This is a genomic window from Streptomyces tubercidicus, assembly GCF_027497495.1.
Lineage (GTDB): Bacteria > Actinomycetota > Actinomycetes > Streptomycetales > Streptomycetaceae > Streptomyces > Streptomyces tubercidicus.
The window spans coordinates 8,220,527-8,236,701 of record NZ_CP114205.1; the positions used below are offsets into that span (position 1 = coordinate 8,220,527).

Below are 16,175 nucleotides of genomic sequence, written 5' to 3' on the forward strand. Positions count from 1 at the left end.
CGAGCAACGTGCTGAAGCGGACCGAGTACGCCACTCTGTACGGGCCCACCACCAAGGACCGCGTCCGCCTGGCCGACACCGCTCTGACCGTCGAGATCGAGGCTGACTGGAGCGGCGGGCCGAAGCACAGCGGAAACGAGATGATCTTCGGCGGCGGAAAGGTGATCCGCGAGTCGATGGGCATGTCCCACATCCCCAGGGACGGGGATGCCGAAGGCCGCAAGCCCGTGGACACGGTCATCACCGGTGCGCTGATCCTCGACTGGTGGGGTGTGGTCAAGGCCGACGTCGGGCTCCGCGATGGTGAGATCGTCGCCATCGGCAAGGCGTACAACCCCGAGACGATGGACCCGATCCCGGACGACGCGTTCGAGATGCCGACTCGTACGTCCCCGAGCGACAAGCTGCCGGTGCAGCCGACGAACTTCGTGGTCGGTCCGAGCACCGAGGTCATCTCCGGCAACGGGCGGATCCTCACCGCGGGCGGCGTGGACACCCACGTCCATTTCATCTGCCCGGAGCAGATCCACGAGGCCCTCGCCTCGGGCGTGACCACGCTCATCGGCGGCGGCACCGGTCCCGCCGAGGGCAGCACGGCCACCACGGTGACCCCGGGCGAGTGGCACATCAGCCGGGTCTTCGAGAGCCTGGACGCGTACCCGGTCAACATCGGCCTGCTCGGCAAGGGCAGCACCGTGAACGCGGATGCCCTCAACGAACAGGTCGACGCCGGGGTCATCGGCTTCAAGGTCCACGAGGACTGGGGGGCCACGCCCGCTGTGATCGAGGCGGCGCTGGACGTGTGTGAGAGCCGTAAGGTCCAACTGGCCCTGCATGCGGACTCACTGAACGAATCCGGGTTCCTGGACAGCACTCGCAACGCCTTCACAAAGGACGGCAAGGAGCGCTCGGTCCACATCTTCCACGTCGAGGGCGCCGGCGGTGGCCACGCCCCGGACATGATCGAGCTGGTCAAAGAGAGGAACGTGCTGCCCGCTTCGACCAACCCGACCCGCCCCCTGACGGTGAACACCGTCAAGGAACACATCGACATGATGGTGGTCTGCCACCACCTCAACCCCGACATTCCGGCGGACATGGCCTTCGCCGACTCCCGCATCCGGCCGTCCACCATGGCCGCCGAGGACCTGCTCCACGACATGGGCGCCATCTCGATGATGTCCTCCGACGCCCAGGCGATGGGACGCATCGGCGAGATGGTCATGCGCACCTGGCAGACCGCGCACGTCATGAAATCCCGCTACGGCCCTCTGAAGGAGGACCTCGAAAGCGCGAAGGTCCGCCCGATCGCCGACGACACCGACCACTCGCACAACGCAGACAGGCTGATCCCGAACGACAACTACCGGGCGCGCCGCTACGTCGCCAAGTACACGGTCAACCCGGCGATCACGCACGGCATCGACAGTCACGTCGGTTCTGTGGAGACCGGGAAGCTCGCCGACCTGGTGCTCTGGGAGCCGAAGTTCTTCGGCGTCAAGATGCACATGGTCCTCAAGGGCGGGCAGCTCGCGTATGCGCAGGTGGGCGACGCCAACGCGTCGATCACGACACCGCAGCCCTTCCTGCCGCGGGCGGTCTGGGGCTCCACCGGCCGATCCCCCCTGAGCAACTCGTACAACTTCGTGGCACCGGGAGTGGCCGACACGTTGAACTCGCGAGTCGTCACCGTCCAGGACAGCAGCGGGAACGTCACCGAGATGAAGATCGGTGGGCTCGGCCTCACCAAGAAGTTCGTGGACATCTCGACGAGCATCCGGGACGTCACCAAGGCCGACATGAAGCTGAACGACATGGTGCCGGAGAGTCTCAACGTCGACCACAACAGCTTCGAGGTCACCATCGGCGGTGCGACCACAGGGGACGCCCGCACCGAAATCAACGGAGCGACCGTACCGCGCACCTACGTCAGTGAAGTTCCCATGGCCCAGCGGTACTTCCTCTTCTGACCGGCCCTTACCCGGCCGACGACGCCGTCACCGCGGCCGTGGTCCAGGCAGGCACCTGTGCCCGCCAGGACCACGGCACACATTCCGACCCTGCGAAAGGCAACCGCTCGCCCATGAGCCGTGCCGCACTGCTCCTGCTGGCCGACGGCCGTTTCCCCGCCGGCGGGTACGCCCACTCCGGCGGCGTCGAAGCCGCAGTCGCTCACAAAGCCGTACACGACATCGACAGCCTCGAAGCCTTCTGCCGCGGGCGTCTGCACACCACCGGACTGACCACGGCCGGCCTGGCTGCCGCGGCCGCCGCCGGATGCGATCCGCTGCTGCTGGACGATGCCGCCGACGCACGCACCCCCGTCCCCGCGCTGCGCGCCGTGGCCCGCAAGCTCGGCCGGCAGATGATGCGCGCGGCACGCGCCACCTTCCCGTCCGCCGAACTCGACCGTCTGGCCGCCGAGCGACCCCAGGGTGCCCATCAGCCCATCGTCCAGGGTCTCGCCGCTCGGGCCGCCGGGCTCACCCCGCAGGACGCCGCCTGTGCCGCAGCGTACGAAACCGTCGGCGGCCCGGCCACCGCAGCGGTGCGCCTGCTCAGCCTCGACCCACTCGACGCCTCGCGGCTGCTGGCCCGCCTCAGCCCGGAGACCGACACCATCGCCGCGGCCGCCGCCGACGCGGCGGCCCTCGTGGCAACCGAGGGACCTGACGCCCTGCCGTCGGCATCCGCCCCGCTGCTGGACATCACCGGAGAGCAGCACGCCGCCTGGACCGTACGGCTCTTCGCCTCCTGAACCCACCCCCTGCCTCCTGGAGTTCCCATGCACCTCGATCACCCCGTGACCATGCCCCACCGCCACACCTACAGTGCCGAGCCGCAGCGCACGGACGGCAGCCTCCGTGCCTTCCGCATCGGCCTGGGTGGTCCCGTCGGTTCCGGCAAGACCGCCAGTGTCGCCGCGCTCTGCCGCACCCTGCGCGACGAACTCTCCCTCGCCGTCGTCACCAACGACATCTACACTCGCGAGGACGCCGAGTTCCTGCTGCGCGAGGCCGTGCTGCCGCCCGAGCGGATCACCGCGGTGGAGACCGGAGCCTGCCCGCACACAGCGATCCGGGACGACATCTCCGCCAACCTGGAGGCCGTCGAGCACTTCGACGAGACCCTCGACCCCCTCGACCTCGTGCTCATCGAGTCCGGCGGCGATAACCTCACCGCCACCTTCTCCAAGGGCCTCGTCGATGCGCAGATCTTCGTCATCGACGTCTCCAGCGGCGACGACATCCCCCGCAAGGGAGGCCCCGGCATCACCACCGCCGACCTCCTCGTCGTCAACAAGACCGACCTCGCTCCGCACGTCGGTGCCGACCTCGCGACCATGGCCGCCGACGCCAAACGGCAACGCGGCGACCTTCCCGTCGTCTTCACCAGCCTCACCTCCGACGACGGCATCCGCGCAATCGCCGACTGGGTCACCGGGCACCTCACCCGGTGGCGCGCGAAGGCGTCGGCATGAGCTCTGGCGCCCAACTCGCCGCAACCGGCTCCCCGTTCGCTCCCGCCGCCGGCATCGAGGAAACCTGCGGACACCCGGACGGTGTGCGTGCCACCGCCCGCATCCGCGCCACGTACAACGGACGCGTCACCACGCTCCCGCAACTGCGCAGCGACGGCCCCTTCCATCTACGACGCATGCGCACCAGCGGGAAGACCGCCAGGGTGGGAATCATCGGCGCGATGAGCGCCCCGCTCGGCGGCGACCGACTCGCCCTCGACATCACCGCAGAAGACCGGGCCGAACTGGACGTCACCACGGCCGCCGCCACACTCGCCCTCCGCGGCCCCACCACCGCGCCGGCCACCTACGACGTACGGCTGACCGCCGGGGAGCACGCCCGCCTGCGCTGGTTGCCACAGCCGCTGATCAGCGCGGCCGACAGCAACCTGCAACAGACCTACACCGTCAGTCTCGCCGCCACCTCACGACTGCTGCTGCGCGAGGAGCAAATCCTGGGCAGAGCCAACGAGAAACCGGGCCACCTCGTCAGCCGCATCCGGGTCCACCGCGCCGGCCGCCCGCTGCTCGACCAGCACACCGCCTACGGAGACCCGGCGCCCGGCTGGGACGGCCCCGCAGTCCTGGACGGACACCGCGCCGTCGGCCAACTCCTCGTCGTGGACCCAGAGCTGGACGTCAGCCGTGCCCCCATCCTCCTCCGCGAAGCGACCGAGGACGGCTGTGCGGTCCTCGCGCCGCTGGCCGGCGGCCCGGCCCTGCTCGCCACCGCCGTCGCACCGACTTCCTCGGCCCTGCGAGAGCTACTCGACGAAGCCCTCAGACACGCCCTCGGTGAGTAGTACAGACGGTCCGCAGCCCCTCGGTGGGCGGCGGACCACATCGCCGGGCCAGTCCGTGCGGCCCCTTCGGCTTCGCTGCCATCTTCAACTGAACGCAGCGCTCGGGCACGGCACCGACTCCGGATTCGGCGCCCTCTGCGTAGGTATCTCGAAGACTGTGCACAACTTGGCTCCAGTGCCTGGGCTGTGGTCGCATGGTGGCGATGCTCTCCAACGAACCTTCCGCAGACTCCAAGGCGCGGGTACCGGCGAGCCGCGCTGCCCAGGACGACCCGGCCTCGGACCACCAGGGCCCGGATGAGCCGCCGGCCCAGGGCGGTGAAGAGCCGGACGCCTCGTCGCCCCAGGGCAACACCGCCGGCGCCGACTCCGGTAAAGGCCCCGGCAGCGCCGGCACCGCTGACACCGCCGTCACCAGAAACGACACGGACTCGGGCGCCGGCGTCGGCACCAGCACCGCCGCTACCGCCGCCAGTGGCACGACCTCGGCCACGGCCACTGGCGCCGACAACAGCGTCATCGGCCCAGCTGGAGCCACAACCGCAGCCGACGCAGGCACTGACAACACGAGCACCGGCGACGGGAAGGAGCACCCGCGGACCGAGCGCAAGCCGCGGCGGATCGTGCGGAGGACCGCGAAGGCGGTCGTCGCGCTGGCCGTCGTTCTTGCGTTTCTTGCGCTCGGGGACCGGTGGGCCGTGCTCTACGCGGAGAACCTGGCGGCGCGGCAGGTGCAAAAGGCGCTGAAGCTGCGCGCCGAGCCCGAGGTGCACATCGACAGCTTCCCGTTGATCGGGGAGGTGCTCGCGGGCAACATCGGCCATGTCGAGGTCAACGTCCCCGATGTCGACGCCGGGCCGGTCTCCGTCGCTCAGGTGAAGGGGACGGTGGACGACATCCGGATCGTCGGCAGCCTGCCGTCCTCGGTCAAGGGCGCGGTGCTGAGCCGGGTGCGCGGTGACATCCTGCTGGACTTCAAGGACCTGAACCGCGAAGTCGGCGCGTCGCAGATCCACTTGATGCCCGGCCCCGAGAAGAACACCGTGCTGGCCGGCGGCGACGTGCCGGTGGGCGACAAGCAGGCCCAGATTCGGGGGCGTGCGCAGTTGCAGCGCACCGGGGACCGCGGCCTGCGCATGACCGTGCGGGACACCCGCGTGGTGGTGCCCGGCCTGCTCACGTACATACCGGGCAAGGGCGGTGGCTTGCAGCTGACGGCACCCGTCGCCGACAAGATGGACAAGGGCGAGCTGCAACAGACGACCGGGAAGCACGTCCTTCCGCAGCAGATGATGAAGGGCCGCGTGCTGGACACGCTCGTGGACCATCCGTCGCTGCTCAAACCCACCGGCATCGATCCCTCGCTCATCCAGGGCCTGCAAAAGCTCCGGGAGCCGAAGGCCGCGCAGAAGATGGAGTTCTCCGCTCAGCTGCCGGACAACCTGCCGGGCGACATTCGGCTGCGCGACATCTCCGTGACGAAGAACGGCATTCGGGCGCAGCTGACCGGCAAGGACGTACCGGTGGGCTAGCGAGTTCGTGCATGGCCGGCGGTAAGGCGTCGAGCTGCTGATCGTCGATCACGTCGTGTGGTGGGGAACGCGTCTCGTGCGGCGAGCATCAGCGACCGGAGGATCACGGGTCTGCCGGCCAGCGTGATCGCATCCACCGCGGTGCGGACCGTGCGGTCGGACGGCGAGGGCGACGGCCGGTGCCGAGGAGGTACCCGCGGCGAAGTGGATCGGGGACAGGGTCATTTCCGGGTCGATCGACCAGCCCTCGCCTCGCCCGGGGCCCCGCGGCGTCGCCGTGCTGCTTTTACAGGTCGAGTTCGGCGACGATGGCACCGTGGTCGGAAGCCTGGTCGCCGGGCCCGGTCACGGTGTCGAACGGGGTGCCGAACTCGAAGATCCCACGCCGTTCCACCTCAACCGTGTCCACCTTGGCGAACAGCTGCGGCGAGAACATCAGGTAGTCGATCTTGTCGCTGGCGTTCGTGCACTTCCCGTGAGTGCCGGGCGGCCCCTCGTAACTGTCGTGCGTCATCGCATCCTTGAGGCTGGTGGCCTCAAGGAACGCGAGCGGCGGGCTGCCCGGGGTGTCGTTGAGGTCCCCGGCGACTACGACATGGGCCGAGCGCTTGAGCGCGGCCCGGTAGAGCTGGGCGACGCGCTCACCCTGGAGCTTGCGCTTGTCGGCACCTCCGCCGCCGAGCTTGCTCTTGAAGTGGTTCCCGAGGAGCCAGAGCGGTTCGCCATCGATATCGATCTCGAATTCCGGGCAGTCCCGGCTGAAGATGTCCCGGGAATCCTTCTTGTCGAAGATGTGCGAGCGTATGGAGGTGATCGGGTGCCGGCTGAAGATCCCCACGTCGATACCGCGAATGTCGTTGCCGTCGATCAGCATGTTGAACGGATACGGCTCCACGTCGAACTGGCCCGTCAGCACCTGTTTGTTGAAGCGGTGCAGGGTGAGCCGGTCCTCGACTTCGACGGTCAGCAGTATGTCGGCATTCACCTCGGCGATCACCCTGGCGGTGTTCTTGACGGCGTCCCAGCTGAGGTCGGCCTTGACGAGTTCGACCCAGCCGACCCACGAGGACCGTCCCGTGACCTCGGCCCTGACCTCGATGTTCCTGCCCTCGCCCTTGAGCAGCCGGGCCTGTCCGCGCGGCTCGTTCACCAGGATCGTCTGGGTGGAGATTTCCTGGGAGACATCGACGCTGTGCTTCTTGAGAAGCTCGATGATCTTTGTTTTGTCGTTGGCCGTATACGTGTCGTGATCGAGGATCTCGACAAGTTTCCTGAAGTCCCCGAGCACGGAGTCCCGTATAGGGTCGTTCCCGGTGCCGAAAACGGCGGGCCTCCGGAAGAGATTTTCGCAGTTGAAAGTGGCTATGCGGATAGTCATCGCCCCTCCTCACTACTTCCGATTCTCCGACGGCGGGCCATGGCTGTCGAACGGAGCAGGGGCGCTCCCGGGGGAGCAGCCCTGGGGCGTCAGCAGCGGAGCGGGCCCTCGCAACGGTATTCCGCCGACCCGGCGGGCGATGATCACCGAAGGTGACATCCACCGATCCTTCTGACCCGGACATACGCGCGGCGGATGACGGCCGGACGCAAGGTCCCGGGGGGCGGCCCTCAGACCGCAGGCGCAGGAAAAGACGGACCGGATCCCACGCTGAGCCGCAACCACGGTGCGGGGAGCCGTCCCACCCGTTCACTCCTGTCTGCGGCACAGACTGTTGATGCGGGCCAGCACGTCCTCGACATGCGGGCGGACCTGGGACTTCAGCTCATTGCTCCACGTCTCGTCCTGGTAATGGCACGTGAGATACAGGTTCCTCGCGTGCTCCAGGACAGAGCGATGCTGCGGGGGCAGAAGAGCGAGAGCCCAATCGGCAGCGGCATCCTTCGGTTTGAGCTCGCCGGTGGCGAGAGTGGTCCACATGCGTGCGAGGGTCAGCAGGACATTGCGGGTGTCCGCATCCAGCTCGGCCAGGAGTTCCGGGACGCCCGCGACGCTCGCCTGGACGAGGTCGGAATGCGGCACCAGGTCGAGCACCTCGGCAGGCCGCGGGCCCGTCAGGGGACGGTCACCCGCCAGGACCATCGTGATCACCAGGGCCAGGTCCGGCATCGGACCAGGCTGCGGAACCCCGCCCGCCACGAACTCCTCACGCAGCCACTCGCCAAAGAGGAAGTCCCCCGTCGGCGGGAACCTCCAGGGCCGGACCTCGGACTGGACAGCGACGATGAGTTCGACCGGCCGGACTCCGGAGATCAAGCCGGAGATCTGCAGGAGCCCCTCCAGCAGTGAATGCCGCTGACGGTCCCCCAGACTCCTGCGTGTCACGGCCAGGACGTCCAGATCGCTGGCCGGGGCAAGACCCCCGAGCACGGCAGACCCGTGCAGGTACATGCCGACAAGGTCGGGCCCCACCGTGTCGCAGACGAGTTCGACGGTCCGCCCAAGCTGATCCATCACGTCAGTGTCATACACGCCCATTCGCAGCGACCACCCCAGCACCTGAGCGGGACACACCGACCCACAGAGAGAACCCCCTTACAGACCGCACGAGCAGCCTTTGCGCGAATCCCGGCCGTGCACCGTCCCGAGGGCGGCGCGGTGCCGGAGGGGCGGCCGTCCGGCTGCCCCGACGGCCGGGCCGTGGGGGAGCATAGTGTCGGACAACCTGGCACGGGTGGGGGTATTGGTGCGACCGCTGGCGAAGAACGATCCACAGCAGATCGGTCCGTTCCGGATCATCGGGCTGCTCGGTGGCGGCGGTATGGGACGGGTCTATCTCGGCCGCGCGGCGGACGGGCGGCCGGTGGCGGTGAAGACCGCGCGCTCCGAACTCGCCGACGACCGGGGCTTCCGTGCTCGCTTCGCCCGTGAGGTATCCGCGGCCCAGCAGGTGGGCGGACCGTTCGTGGCACCGGTGGTCGATGCCGCGCCACACGACGACGTGCCCTGGATGGCGACCGCGTGTGTGCCGGGTGTCTCACTCACCGACGCCGTGCACGACTGCGGGCCGCTGCCCGAGCACGCGGTGCGGCTGCTGACGGCCGGCCTGCTGCACGCCCTGACGGCGGTACACGCGCACGGGCTGGTGCACCGCGACCTCAAGCCGTCGAACATCCTGCTCACCGCCGAGGGCCCGCGCGTGATCGACTTCGGCATTGCGCACTCCGCCGCGGACACTGCCCTGACGACGACCGGCACCGCCCTCGGCACCCCGGGGTTCATGGCGCCCGAGCAACTCGTCATGACCGGCCCCAAGGTCACGGGCGCGGCGGACGTGTTCGCGCTGGGCGGTTGATCGTGTACGCGGCGACGGGTGGCGGCCCCTACGGGAACGCCGATCCGCAGGTCCTCATGTACCGCACCGTGCACGAGGAGCCGCGTCTCGACGAACTCGCGGACGTCCTGCGGGAGTTGGCGGCGGCATGCCTGGCGAAGGATCCGGAGCGGCGGCCCGCTCTGCCCGCTCTCATGGCGCGGGTGGGCGCACCGGGCCCCTACGGCGACTGGCTTCCGGAGCCCGTCGCCGTACAGCTGCGCCGTCTGTCCGCGCAGCTCAGCGACCCCAGGTCCCCGGACATGTTCGCGCCGCGGACCCCGGCCGAGGCGCCCGCCGACGTCCCCTACGACCGACTGCCGACCCGTACGACGACGGACGGCGCACCGCCCCCGCCGTCGTACGACGTGCCGCCGCCCACGGGCACCCCCACGCCTCCGCAGCCCGCCACTCCGCCCCCGGGCCAGCACGGCCCTGCCCTCGCCACTCCGTCCCCGGACGGGTATGGCCCAGCCCTTGCCACTCCGCCGCAGGACCGCCACGGCCCCGCTCCGTCACCTGGGCCGCACGCCGTCCCCCCGGCCCGGCCTCCGCTCTCCCCCGGGCAGACCGCGTCCCCTGGCCGGTCCGCGGCCCCGGGGCCGAGCCGGCGCCGTGTGCTCGCCGCGCTGTCCGTCGTCGGGGTCGGAGCCGGTGGCGGGGCACTGGCCTGGGTGCTTCAGGCGGACGGCGGGGACGGCGGCAGCACGAGCGCCGGGGGCAAGCCCGGCGGCAGCAGGAAACCGTCCGGCGGCGCCAAGCCGGGCGGGAACCCTTCGGCCATCGGGATCCCGTCCAACCGGTTGCCGAAGGAGATACGCGACAAGGGCATCGTCACCATCGGCTCGGACATCGCCTACCCGCCCATGGAGTTCGTCAGGGACGGCAAGCCCGCCGGTCTCGACGTCGACCTCGCGAACGCTCTCGGCCGTGAGCTGGGCCTGCGCGTCAAGCTCGTGAACGCCGCCTTCGACACCCTCCTCACCGGTCTGCACGTGAACCGCTTCGACCTGGTCATGTCGGCGATGACCGACACCAAGGACCGTCAGGAGGGGCGCACGGACGGCACGAAGACCGGCAGCGGCGTCGACCTGGTGCTCGTCGTCCGCAAGGGCAACCCGGAGGGCATCAAGGCCCCCGGAGACCTGTCCGGCAGGAAGGTCGCCGTCCAGCGCGGCACGGTCGCCCATGATCTCCTGGACCAGCTGAACCGCCAGGTCCCCGAGAAGCTGAGGATCCGGGAGTTCGACTCACCGGCGGAGGTCTACGACGATGTCGCCAAGGGCCGGTCCACGGCCTGCCTCGACGACTTCCCGGTCGCGGCCCACACCACCGCGACCCGCGCAGGCGGCACCGCCCTCGAACTCAGCGGTGAGCAGCTAGAACCCCTTCTCTACGGTGTAGCGGTCGCCAAGACCAATACGGCCCTGCGCGACGCCGTACAGGAAGCTCTCGACCGCCTCATCAGGAACGGCGAATACGCGAAGATCCTCAAGAAGTGGCACGTCGAGGACGGCACGGTGGAGCGGGCGGTCGTCAACGAGGGCCCGTAGGACAGCCGGGCGCCGCTCGGGGGAGGGGGAGCGTGGCGGAGATGCGGCCGGTGGGGTGTGTGCAGCCGGCCCCCAACCTGGTAGCTCGTGCAGAACGGTCGACACCTACGGTGTAACCGGCCTGCCCGGCCTGCCCGGCCTGCCCGGCCCGCCCCGGACAAAGGAGACATCCCGCGCCCGACGTCGCCGTCCCCGCCGAGCGCCCTGCCGTTCTGCACTACACCGAGCACGGCCAGGGCAGCCCCCGCGGTTCTGGTCCACAGTGCAGGAGGGAGGGCATCACAGGAAGCCGGCTGACACAGGTGATGTCCGGGCACAATGCCCGACGGAGCAGCCGATGGCAGTCTCCCACCACCTCCGCAGCCTGCTGAACGGATAGGGAGGCGGGTCCGGGGGCCTCACGGTTGCCGGACCGGGCAGGTGACGAACGAGTGCCACTCCAACAAGGAGGCGAGGTCAGTGCTTCGCCCAACACCTCTGGTGTCGAGGCGGGTTGACGCCAGGGAGCCACTCGGTCAGCCGGCTCCCTTGCCCCCTCGTCCCAGGAGCGCGTACGGAGGATGCGGCGGCACCGGCTCCACCGTGCCCGTAGGGCAGTAACCGGGCGGCGCGCCCTCCGCTGCCCGGCGTCGGTGGATCGACGTCCTAGGCTGCCACCCGGCACCGGCCTCAACCCAGGAGCGCACATCATGTCCGACCACGCCCCGAAGCACCCGTATCCCGACGCCTTGCGACCGGACGAAGCACCTGCGCCGCACGCACTGCTCACGCCGGTCATCGGGCTCCTGGGCACCTGGTTCGGCCGGGGCCGTGGCGGGTACCCCACGCTGGCCGAGGAGTTCGCGTACGCGCAGGAGGTCACCTTCAGCCATGACGGGCGTCCCTTCCTCCACTACGAGGCGCGCGCCTGGCTGCTCGATGCGGACGGCACCCCGCTGCGGCCGTCGGCCCGGGAGAGCGGCTGGTGGCGGCTACAGCCCGATGGACGGGTGGAGGCATTGATCACCCAGCCCACCGGCATCGCGGAGATCTCGGTCGGCCGTGCAGGCGATGGAGCGGTCGACCTCACCACCCATGAGGTGGCTCTCGCCCCCACCGCCAAGGAGGTCAACGCCACCCGTCGCCGCTACACCCTGACCGACGAGGACACGCTCACCTTCGTCCACGATCTCGCGGCGGTCGGTCAGCCGCTGCAACACCACCTTTCGGCCCAACTGCGACGCGGGGCCGGCAGTTAGGCGGCGCCAGGGGGCACATGCACCGTGAGGGCCTGCCGGTGTGGGCCTGCCGGGCCAGGTCTGTCGGTGCGGGCCTGCGGGCCTGCGGGTGTGGGTCTGCCTGCCGCGCCGACATCGGCTGCGGGACGGGAATCTTGCAGAGACCGCCGCCCCCTTCCCGTCAGCCGAGCCGCAATCCCATCCGCATCCGCATCCGCACGAGCCTTCCTGCGCGGCCGGGGGCTATGTCGCCCCGGGCCGCCGCCGTGCAAGAGGACAGCAACGTAGGCCCGGCCAGGCTCCCGACGACGGGGTTTCATCTTCCAGGGCCACGGCGGCCGTCAACGTGCGTAGTAGCCCACCGCCCTTCAGCTGCTCGGTCAGCATCGGCGGCTCCAGCCAGCCGAGTGGGGGAGAAGACGGGAACGGTCGCGAAGTACTTGGTCTCGCCGGGCGGTGGTCGTCGTACTTACTCGGGCACGCTGCCCGAGATGGAGAATCTCGCCCGCAAGCTGCGTGGAGCCGGAGTCGATGCGGTAGCTGCCCGCCCCTGAGGGTCTGTTTTGTGACGGCGTTCAACAGGTGCCGGTGGCAAAGCTGTAGCCGGTCGGGGGGGCGGCGCAGGTCGGCCGACGCGGGCGCTGCATACTCTGTCCAGCTAGACGCGGCGGCCGACGCCCGCGTGGCCGTAGGCGCCCGGGTTGCATTTCCTGTCAGTCGGCTGGGGTCGTCTCCTTTGCAATCAGGCTGGCCAGGTTATCCAGTACGCCGTCGAAGACTCCGGCGACGACGCGGCCGGGATTCCCGACGGCTGGAACTCCGCCTGCCACACGATCTCGCTCGTGGTCTCGGTCCTCGCGTGCACCCGGATCTCGGGGACAAAGCCGGTAACCGGCATCGGGCCGCAGATCACCCGGCCGGTGGAAGTACTGTCCCTCGTCGAGCAGTTGCCCGACTACCTCGCCGCCTTCCGGGAGGACCGCAATGCGCGAGCGGGCGAAGTCTTCGCGGCGGGTGTTGGTGACGGCCGGGAGCCAGGTATGCAGCGCATAGAAGTCCGAGATGAGGGACCAGGTGTGCTCCGCGTCGACCGGCTAGGTCTTACGCTTCTCTATGTTGATCGTCGTCATGGAACGGCTTCTCTCCTGAGGCGACTGCTGTGGACGGCCAAGGGGCAGGAGCCGCTTGGTGCCGCTCGTATGAGGTGGTTGCCGCAGCCCGGAAGGCGTGTTCCTTTCTCAACTCTCCACCGAGGCGCTCAGCAGGGGGGAGGGCCGAGAGAGGACGGGCTGTGCGACGCCCCCAGGTAGAAGCCGGATAGCGGGCAATACGGCCCCTCCCTCCGGCAGGCTAGGCGGAAGAGCGGCGCCCTCGCCACGCTCGCCCTGCTCGCACATGGCACCAAACGCCACGGTCGCTACATCGTCTACAACCGCGCCATCGCCCGTGACGCCGCCACCCGCTTCCCGACCACCGTCACTTGCAAGACCGCTCGCGCCCTGGCCTTCGCCGCCATCGGCCACCGCTATGCCCGCCGCCTGAACGCACCACGTTGCCCCGCCTGGCAGACCGGACGAGACCTGGGGATTACCAAGCCTGTCCGCATCGGCGAACGCGACATCTCACCCAAAACCCTCCCCTACGCCACCCTGGCACCGTCACCCGCTTCTGCCGCTCCTACGACTCCGCCCTCACCCACCACCACGTCCCCGCCTCCGAGGACTCGAAGAACCACGGCTGCACCAACAACTCGCCTAACATCGGGGGCCTCGCTTGGGTCGAACAGCACCCTGACGGAAGCCTCCCGGGTCGCTGAAGCCACCGAGCTGCACCGGCGGTAGCCCCTTGGCGCGTCTGGACGGGTGTAAGGGGTGTCGTGATTGTGCTGGTGGGCGTGGGGGAGTGCGCGCCTGGTGTGGTGTGGTTGTGTAAATATCTGTGTTTTGTAACACCAAACTGGATTTTTCCTGGCAAGGCATGATGGCAGGTCACTGTGTGGGGGTCCGGTCAAACAGGCCGGACTTCCGGATTCCGGCACCCCTTTTGTGGTGTGCCCTCTGAGGGGTGTTCTGCGTCCCGTCACATCTCGCGTATCGCTGTAGCCGTCGCCGGTGCCGCAGCGCTCGCCGCCACCGTCGCGCTGCCCGCCGTTGCGGCCGGCCACGGCCACCACGCTCCGGCCCCGGACCACAGCCGCTCCGCTGTCGTCCTGGGGGCGATCCAGTACGACAGCCCCGGACGGGATGACCTTTCCAACCGGAGCCTGAACGCGGAGTGGTCACGGTGAAGAACACCGGACGCCTCCCGGTCAGCATCAAGGGCTGGACCCTGTCCGACAAGTCGGGCCACAGCTACCGCTTCGGCAACCTTCGCCTCAACAGCCACAGCCGGATCCGTGTCCACACCGGCATCGGTCACGACAGCCGCCGCGACGCCTACCAGGACCGCCGCGCCTACGTCTGGGACAACACCGGCGACACCGCCATCCTGCGCAACGACCACCGCCGCCTCGTCGACACCGAAAGCTGGGGTCGCCGCGGTCGCTGACCGGCCCTGAACCGGTCGGTGAGCTGTGCCGCTCACCGGCCACCCAGGTGCACCGCAGGCCCGTGCCTGCGGTGCACCGTTGCGTCCCGCTCAATGGAAGGGACTGCGCCGACGACTGGTGCTATCCCAGCTGGTACTCGACGTCGGTCTCACAGCCGCCGGTGAGCTGGCGCAGGGGGCTGCGCTCTCAGAACGGCCGACAGCCAGCGATCAATGGAGCTTGGTGCTCGAATGGTCGCAGAGACATGCACTGTGCTTCGGCCGCCGATGAGGCTGTGTAGCCTTCGGCCTGATTTCGTCAGGGGCGCACGCAGGTGGCTGAGTTGTCCTGGCACCAGCCGCCAGGTGGGTGGTCCATCTCGTAGAAGCCTTGCACCAGCCCGATGAGGACGGCGATGGAAAACGCGAGGCAGGCGGCAAGTCCCACCCAGAGGGCGATCTTCTTGAGCCGGCGACGGTCGACGGGCTTGGAAGCGGTCCTCGGCGGCTTGGGCGGGGATGCCTTCGGAGCCTTCGAGGCATGAGGCTGCCCGCCGGTGTGGCGGCCGACGTAGCGGCGGGGGCTCATACCGTGGTCCGCATCTGCCCCGAGCTGCCCTTCACATCGAAGTCACGGGCCAGGCCTGTGGAGTTGAGACGTGCGAGGTCGGCTTGCTCCAGCTCCATCTTGAAAGGGCCTCCAAAGGCAGTCTGGGTACGGCGGTGCTCGCTGGGAACACCCCAGTCGTAACGCTTCTGCACCTCAACGTGATACGTGACCTGGTCCCCGTGCTTCTCGCCGACCGTCCGGTACTGAAAGTGATTGAGTCCGTAGTACCAGTCCATGCTCTTGTCCCCGTCCTTGGGGTTCGGCGCAGTCGACTGCCACTCGGTGGTGAAGGGACCGTCCGGCCGTTTGCCGACGTCGTTGGCCATGGTCTTGTCGAGGTCCCGTTGGAACTGCGGCATGTCGTTCAACATCTGCTGGGGCTCGACCTCGACCGGCTTGCCGCTGCCGTCCAGGTAGTGCTGCACCAGGCCAGCCGTGGTCTTCCAGCCCCGCGCGTTGGCCAGCGCGCCCACGTTGTTGAGCTGATTGCGGACCATGCGGTCCTTCACAGTCGGTTCGAAAACGTCGTACTTGCGATCCTCGGTCTCGAAGTTCTGCACCGTACCGAAGATCACCTTCAAGCTCAGCGCGATCCACTCGTCGTTCTCGGTCGCCGTGCTCAGAACCTGCTTGGCGCGCCCCTCAAGGGAGTTGGCAGTGCGCTTGCTCTCATCGAGGATCTCCTGCGCATCAGGGGAGCCCGGGTCGTACATCACCGAATACTGAACGCTGCCGTCGTCGTTGATGGTCATCCCGTGGCTGAAGGCCTCTTGCTGAAGCGACCTCGCCTCGTTCTGCAGCCCCTCAAAACCCTTGACGCCCCCACGGCCCTTAGTGCCGTCAGCCTCCTCGTCGAGGAACCTCCGCAAGCTCTTGACCTCGGCGTCCAGAGCATCAATGCCCGTCTGTATGCGGTCGCAGTACTCCTGCGCCTTCCGACCGCCCTCCCCTCGCCAATGATCGGCGTGCAGCTTGCGCACGACATCGTCATGGAAGCCTTCGCGGGCCTCCTTGATCTGCTTGTGGACGCGGCCCCAACGGTCGGCGAACGTCTCCAGGCCATTGACGTCCAGCTCCAGGAGCTGAGTAAAGGTGACCACGAT

At 68.7% G+C, this 16,175-nt stretch carries 12 protein-coding genes and 2 pseudogenes; 10 read left to right on the forward strand and 4 right to left on the reverse strand.

Going from position 1 to position 16,175, the window contains the following annotated elements; genetic code table 11:
- The first annotated feature begins 8 nt into the window (after positions 1–8).
- The 5 genes from ureC to STRTU_RS35630 all read left to right on the forward strand — a co-directional run bounded on the left by ureC (position 9) and on the right by STRTU_RS35630 (position 5,855).
- Positions 9–1,970 (forward strand): urease subunit alpha, encoded by a 1,962-nt coding sequence (gene ureC, locus STRTU_RS35610; protein ID WP_246241719.1) that lies wholly within the window; start codon positions 9–11, stop codon positions 1,968–1,970.
- A gap of 113 nt (positions 1,971–2,083) precedes the next feature.
- Entirely contained in the window at positions 2,084–2,758 is a 675-nt protein-coding gene (locus STRTU_RS35615; RefSeq protein ID WP_159749560.1) for an urease accessory protein UreF, read from the forward strand.
- Positions 2,759–2,785: 27 nt separating this feature from the next.
- Positions 2,786–3,481 carry an urease accessory protein UreG gene (gene ureG / locus STRTU_RS35620; protein WP_159749562.1) on the forward strand — a complete coding sequence of 232 codons (696 nt, stop codon included), beginning with the start codon at positions 2,786–2,788 and terminating at the stop codon, positions 3,479–3,481.
- Positions 3,478–4,323 (forward strand): urease accessory protein UreD, encoded by an 846-nt coding sequence (locus STRTU_RS35625; protein WP_246241660.1) that lies wholly within the window; start codon positions 3,478–3,480, stop codon positions 4,321–4,323. Before ureG ends, STRTU_RS35625 begins: the two co-directional genes overlap by 4 nt.
- A gap of 203 nt (positions 4,324–4,526) precedes the next feature.
- Positions 4,527–5,855 (forward strand): LmeA family phospholipid-binding protein, encoded by a 1,329-nt coding sequence (locus STRTU_RS35630; RefSeq protein WP_246241661.1) that lies wholly within the window; start codon positions 4,527–4,529, stop codon positions 5,853–5,855.
- A 286-nt stretch (positions 5,856–6,141) separates the two neighbouring features.
- On the opposite strand, the gene STRTU_RS35635 is transcribed toward STRTU_RS35630, so the two are convergent.
- Both STRTU_RS35635 and STRTU_RS35640 read right to left on the reverse strand, forming a co-directional pair.
- Positions 6,142–7,233, reverse strand: a complete 1,092-nt coding sequence (locus STRTU_RS35635) for an endonuclease/exonuclease/phosphatase family protein (RefSeq protein WP_159749566.1) — start codon at positions 7,231–7,233, stop codon at positions 6,142–6,144.
- A gap of 309 nt (positions 7,234–7,542) precedes the next feature.
- On the reverse strand, positions 7,543–8,307 hold the full coding sequence (locus tag STRTU_RS35640; protein ID WP_174879020.1) for an aminoglycoside adenylyltransferase domain-containing protein: 765 nt from the start codon (positions 8,305–8,307) through the stop codon (positions 7,543–7,545).
- A gap of 199 nt (positions 8,308–8,506) precedes the next feature.
- Between STRTU_RS35640 and STRTU_RS35645 the strand changes: the two genes are divergently transcribed.
- The 5 genes and pseudogenes from STRTU_RS35645 to STRTU_RS35665 all read left to right on the forward strand — a co-directional run bounded on the left by STRTU_RS35645 (position 8,507) and on the right by STRTU_RS35665 (position 14,483).
- Positions 8,507–9,148: a serine/threonine-protein kinase gene (locus STRTU_RS35645; RefSeq protein ID WP_159749570.1), complete on the forward strand. Its 642-nt coding sequence runs from the start codon at positions 8,507–8,509 to the stop codon at positions 9,146–9,148.
- 2 nt (positions 9,149–9,150) lie between these two features.
- Positions 9,151–10,719, forward strand: a complete 1,569-nt coding sequence (locus STRTU_RS35650; protein ID WP_246241721.1) for a transporter substrate-binding domain-containing protein — start codon at positions 9,151–9,153, stop codon at positions 10,717–10,719.
- Positions 10,720–11,408: 689 nt separating this feature from the next.
- The gene (locus STRTU_RS35655; RefSeq protein WP_159749575.1) at positions 11,409–11,957 is read left to right on the forward strand and encodes a nitrobindin family protein; all 549 of its coding nucleotides are present in this window, start codon (positions 11,409–11,411) and stop codon (positions 11,955–11,957) included.
- A gap of 1,325 nt (positions 11,958–13,282) precedes the next feature.
- Positions 13,283–13,691 (forward strand): annotated as a pseudogene (locus tag STRTU_RS35660) (DNA helicase); the annotation flags it as partial.
- Between the two features lie 295 nt (positions 13,692–13,986).
- Positions 13,987–14,483 (forward strand): annotated as a pseudogene (locus tag STRTU_RS35665) (lamin tail domain-containing protein).
- Between the two features lie 298 nt (positions 14,484–14,781).
- Here STRTU_RS35665 and STRTU_RS35670 read toward each other — a convergent pair.
- Positions 14,782–15,051, reverse strand: coding sequence for a hypothetical protein (locus tag STRTU_RS35670; protein ID WP_159749577.1), 270 nt, complete (start codon positions 15,049–15,051; stop codon positions 14,782–14,784).
- Entirely contained in the window at positions 15,048–16,172 is a 1,125-nt protein-coding gene (locus STRTU_RS35675) for a hypothetical protein (RefSeq protein ID WP_159749579.1), read from the reverse strand. Before STRTU_RS35675 ends, STRTU_RS35670 begins: the two co-directional genes overlap by 4 nt.
- Between the last annotated feature and the right edge of the window lie 3 nt (positions 16,173–16,175).